Consider the following 1100-nt stretch of genomic DNA (forward strand, 5'->3'; position numbering starts at 1 on the left):
CCGAGTTGCGTGCGCAATGGGTGGCGTTCAATCGCGAGCTGAAACAGGGCAAGCTGACGCACCTGGAATACGACAAGGACACGCAGAGACTGACCTGGCGCAAGCCCAAGGGGGAGAACCAGAAGGCGCGCGAGCAAGCTCTCTACGAGCAACTGCCATACTGCGATGTCGCCGACGTGTTTCGCTTCGTCAACGGCCAGTGCCAGTTCCTGTCGGCGCTGACACCATTGCAGCCACGCTATGCGAAGAAGGTAGCCGACGCCGACAGTCTGATGGCGGTGATCATTGCCCAAGCCATGAACCACGGCAACCAGGTTATGGCACGTACCAGCGACATCCCGTACCACGTCCTGGAGAGTACCTACCAGCAGTACCTGCGCCAGGCGACGCTACATGTGGCCAACGATTGCATCAGCAACGCCATCGCCGCACTGCCGATCTTCCCGCATTACTCGTTCGACCTCGATTCGTTGTACGGTGCCGTTGATGGGCAGAAATTCGGCGTCGAGCGACCAACTGTGAAGGCGCGCTACTCGCGCAAATATTTCGGCCGCGGCAAGGGCGTCGTCGCCTACACGCTGCTGTGCAATCACGTGCCGTTGAACGGCTACCTGATAGGCGCACACGAGTACGAGGCTCACCACGTGTTCGACATCTGGTACCGCAACACGTCGGACATCGTGCCGAGCGCGATCACCGGCGACATGCACAGCATCAACAAGGCCAACTTCGCCATCCTGCACTGGTTCGGACTTCGTTTCGAGCCGCGCTTCACCGACCTCGACGACCAGTTGCAGGAGCTGTATTGCGCCGATGATCTGGCATTGTACGAGAAATGCCTGATCCGGCCGGCTGGCCAGATCGACCGGCAACTCATCGTCGGTGAGAAGGCGAACATCGACCGAATCGTCGCCACACTGGGCCTGAAGGAAATGACGCAGGGCACGCTGATCCGCAAGCTGTGCACCTATACGGCGCCGAACCCGACGCGGCGCGCAATCTTCGAGTTCGACAAGCTCATCCGCAGTATCTACACACTGCGCTACCTGCGCGACCCGCAACTGGAGCGTAATGTTCACCGCTCGCAGAACCGCATTGAG

General features: G+C 59.9%; 1 protein-coding gene. It reads left to right on the forward strand.

Features of this window, described 5'->3' with window-relative positions; genetic code table 11:
• Positions 1–1100, forward strand: a 1100-nt coding sequence (locus ACZRN6_RS36510; RefSeq protein ID WP_464009962.1) for a Tn3 family transposase, incomplete at both ends; no start/stop codon positions are given.

This window comes from Pseudomonas sp. A125 (assembly GCF_055409485.1).